The organism is Shinella sp. JR1-6, from assembly GCF_004284735.1.
In the GTDB taxonomy this organism is placed as follows: domain Bacteria; phylum Pseudomonadota; class Alphaproteobacteria; order Rhizobiales; family Rhizobiaceae; genus Shinella.
In genome coordinates this window covers 1-2,988 of record NZ_SHMI01000088.1, presented here as the reverse complement: position 1 = coordinate 2,988, position 2,988 = coordinate 1, and the positions used below count along the sequence as shown (strand labels likewise).

The 2,988-nt window shown below is 62.6% G+C and carries 6 protein-coding genes; all 6 read left to right on the top strand.

The genetic code is table 11. From position 1 onward, the window contains the following. Positions 1-126 precede the first annotated feature (126 nt). The 6 genes from EXZ48_RS34315 to EXZ48_RS34290 all read left to right on the top strand — a co-directional run bounded on the left by EXZ48_RS34315 (position 127) and on the right by EXZ48_RS34290 (position 2,813). Positions 127-447 carry a DUF736 family protein gene (locus EXZ48_RS34315; protein WP_023517508.1) on the top strand — a complete coding sequence of 107 codons (321 nt, stop codon included), beginning with the start codon at positions 127-129 and terminating at the stop codon, positions 445-447. 90 nt (positions 448-537) lie between these two features. Then, complete coding sequence (locus EXZ48_RS34310) at positions 538-1,329, top strand: hypothetical protein (RefSeq protein ID WP_023517509.1); 792 nt, start codon at positions 538-540, stop codon at positions 1,327-1,329. Between the two features lie 100 nt (positions 1,330-1,429). Then, positions 1,430-1,615 (top strand): hypothetical protein, encoded by a 186-nt coding sequence (locus EXZ48_RS34305; protein ID WP_023517510.1) that lies wholly within the window; start codon positions 1,430-1,432, stop codon positions 1,613-1,615. Further along, positions 1,612-1,920, top strand: a complete 309-nt coding sequence (locus tag EXZ48_RS34300) for a hypothetical protein (protein ID WP_023517511.1) — start codon at positions 1,612-1,614, stop codon at positions 1,918-1,920. Before EXZ48_RS34305 ends, EXZ48_RS34300 begins: the two co-directional genes overlap by 4 nt. Before the next feature lie 226 nt (positions 1,921-2,146). Further along, positions 2,147-2,404, top strand: a complete 258-nt coding sequence (locus tag EXZ48_RS34295; RefSeq protein WP_130521520.1) for a type II toxin-antitoxin system Phd/YefM family antitoxin — start codon at positions 2,147-2,149, stop codon at positions 2,402-2,404. Next, entirely contained in the window at positions 2,397-2,813 is a 417-nt protein-coding gene (locus tag EXZ48_RS34290; protein WP_130521518.1) for a hypothetical protein, read from the top strand. Before EXZ48_RS34295 ends, EXZ48_RS34290 begins: the two co-directional genes overlap by 8 nt. The last annotated feature ends 175 nt before the right edge of the window (positions 2,814-2,988 follow it).

The following is a 2,988-nucleotide window of genomic DNA, read 5'->3' as shown; positions in this document are numbered from 1 at the left end:
TGGGGCGGGCTGCGCCCTCCCCCCTCTGTCCGGGGGAATGTCAGAGGCCATTCCCCCGGAAAGACCGGGGAGGCTTCGCCCAAGGGGGCTTCCCCTGCGGGAAAACGCAAACTCAGGAGACAGACCATGACCGAACTGACCAACTTCATCCGCTTCAACGAAGACGGCACCCTCACCGGCAATATCGCCTCCATCGCCTACGACATCGACATCACCGGCGAACCCTTCACCAGCACCAACAAGGACGCGCCCGTCTACCGCATCCATGCCAAGTCCCCGCGCGGGCGGCGGCTCGAACTCGGCGGCATCTGGAAGAAGAAGAACCAGAACGGCGGCGACTATCTCAGCCTCTCCGTCAGCACTGGCCACGGCAGGCTCAATGCCAATCTCGGCCGTTTTCCCGGTCAGGACGACGAAGACCTGATGGCCGTCATTCCGTGGGATTGATCGAACAGCGCGCACCAGCTCGCCCGAGGGGAATGTTCCCTTCGGGCGGTCCCGAACCCTTGGAGTGAGATTTCAGGAAGGACGATAATCATGGATAGCCCGAGCACCGACACCCTCGGCATGGCGCTGGTGGAGAAGGGGTTTGCGCCCAACCTTGCCGTTCTCGACATCAACAATTCGCTGTCCGTTCCGCACGGCTTCGAGATGCCCGCGCCGTGGAACCTTCCCTCGCGTTTGTTCCAGTTTCCCATCGAGGTTTGCCGCCCCGACGACGAGCAGCCGCGCAAGCTCGGCCTTCGCCATCCGCTTTTGGTCGATCATCCCTATGTGCGCCATGTCGAAGCAGCGCTCGGTTTCGAGATCGCCCGCGACGGCGCGCCGAATCGCTACGGCTATACCAGCGCCCCGACCGCCCGCTGGTGGCACGCCGTCGATCTTGTCAGCGCCGGGAAATGGCGCGAGCTGCTGGCAACGCAGGAATTCACCGAACCCGCCTGCATCATGAACGCCGTCACCTATGGCTGCCGCTATTCGCGCCACGACGACAAACGCGCCGCCGGCTACATCACCACCGCCGAGGCCCGCGAGATGATGCGCGAGATCGGCGCGACCGAACCCGGCGGACGCAGCGCGGTCATTCGTGCCTTCTCGGCCCCAAGCGTTTGCCGACCTGACAAAGGAGCCGAGCACTGGCCGATCAACACCGGCCGCCAATGCGCCGAGGATGCGGCTTGGGGAATGATCTTCGGTATCGAGGACGGCTGGTTTCGCTATGACCGTTCCGGCTTCCTGCAATGGTCCGAACTGGGCCGGGAACGCTACGTGGCAGGCGAAAGCGCCACCTACACGCAGGCGAGCGGCCAGACCGCATTCGCGTTCTAGAGGTTTCGCAGGTTGGCAGGCCCATGGCCGGACCTGTCAGCGCATGTTTTCGCAACGGGCTTGATCGCAAGCCTATCATCAGCCGAGAGTAGGAAAACCGATGAGCAAGCACAAAGTCACTATTGTCCATATTTTCCGGGCCGAGCGCCGGATCACTGTCGAGATTGACGCAGCAGATCGCGAGAGCGCCATCGAGGATTTGCAAAGCGGCGAAATCGATGCTCCCGACTTTGACGATCCGAGATGGGTGACGGGCTGGGACATCCTGAATGAGGTTTACGAATGAGCCGCTACACGATCACCCTTAGCAAGGGCGAGAGAACGGACGAGGAGGCTGTCATCGGCTTCGACGCACCTTTGCTCACCTACTTTTTGCAGGGCTTCGAGACCGACGATGATTTCGGAACGCCGGAAATCTGGCTCGGCGTTCTCTTGGAGGAATATCCGACCTTGGAGGGCATCATCGAAGAAGCCCGCGCCAACGGCTATGAAGTCAGCAATCTCGATCATGCGGATATGGTCGCCATGTTGCGGGAAGCAGGCCACGAGCATGAGCCGTCCATCGCGGAAAAGCTTGGCTTCATCAAGTAGTGGCCCTGCCCCTCCGGCTGCGGAGGGGCACCCGCGTTGTTATCGTTCGGCGCCCGCGTCGAGCGGGCGCGAAGCGATCCGAAGGGAAGCCCTGAAGCCCCTCCCCTCGTCTCCCTTCCCGCCCGAGGCAGATCGATGAAGGCAGGCCTTCCGTCCGCAACGGTGTTCCGGCTTGCAAAATAGTCGAATAATGCGTATTATTCGACTTAATCGAAGGAACCCGCAGATGCAGAAATTCACAACCGTCGACCTGCTGCGCGACACCAAGACAGTGACCATGGCGGCCGACCGCCATCCGGTCGCGATCACCCAGCACCGCAAGCCGCGCTATGTCCTCATGACCTACGACGAGTTCGAGGCCATGAAGAGCCGGGGCGATCCTCGGCGGGTTTACACGGTCGGAGAAGCGCCGCAGGAGTTGATCGACATGATCATCCCCGAACTGGATCGCCTGATCGCAGAAGGGGAAGACGCCAATGGCTGATATTCCGGCCAGCGGCTCCGTCTTCCGCTATCCCTATCTTTGGGCATGGCAGCGCGACAGCGGGGAAACGGAAGGGCGGAAGTCCCGCCCCGTCTGCATGGTGCTCGCCATCTCCAAAGGCGCGCAAACCCATTTGGTCATTCTGGCGATTTCCGGCACGCCGCCGCGCGCCGATCAGACGGCGCTGGAAATCCCGCAACTCGAATGCCGGCGCGCTGGAATCCGTGACTGGAAGGGCGCTTGGATCACCGTGTCGGAATTCAACCACGATATTGCGGAAGCGTCCTACTACTACGATCCGAACGCCGAGCTGCTCGGCAGCTTCAGCAAGGGCTTCCTCGCCAAGGTCGCCGCAGCCTTCAGGCCGTTCCTCGCCGTGCCGGCCGCTCGGGTGAGCAGGACGGAATAGGCCGGGCCTCTTCCTCCCTGCCCTGCCCTGCCCTTCTCGTAACGACCGCTTCCGGTGGTGAAGACCGTTATCCAGCCGCAGCGCCGTGAGGACGGCGCGGCCGCGGCCGCAGCGAACCGGCCCCGCCGGTGAGCGGAGCAGGCGGAGGAAACCCGCGCTCCCCAATAGCGCCGTA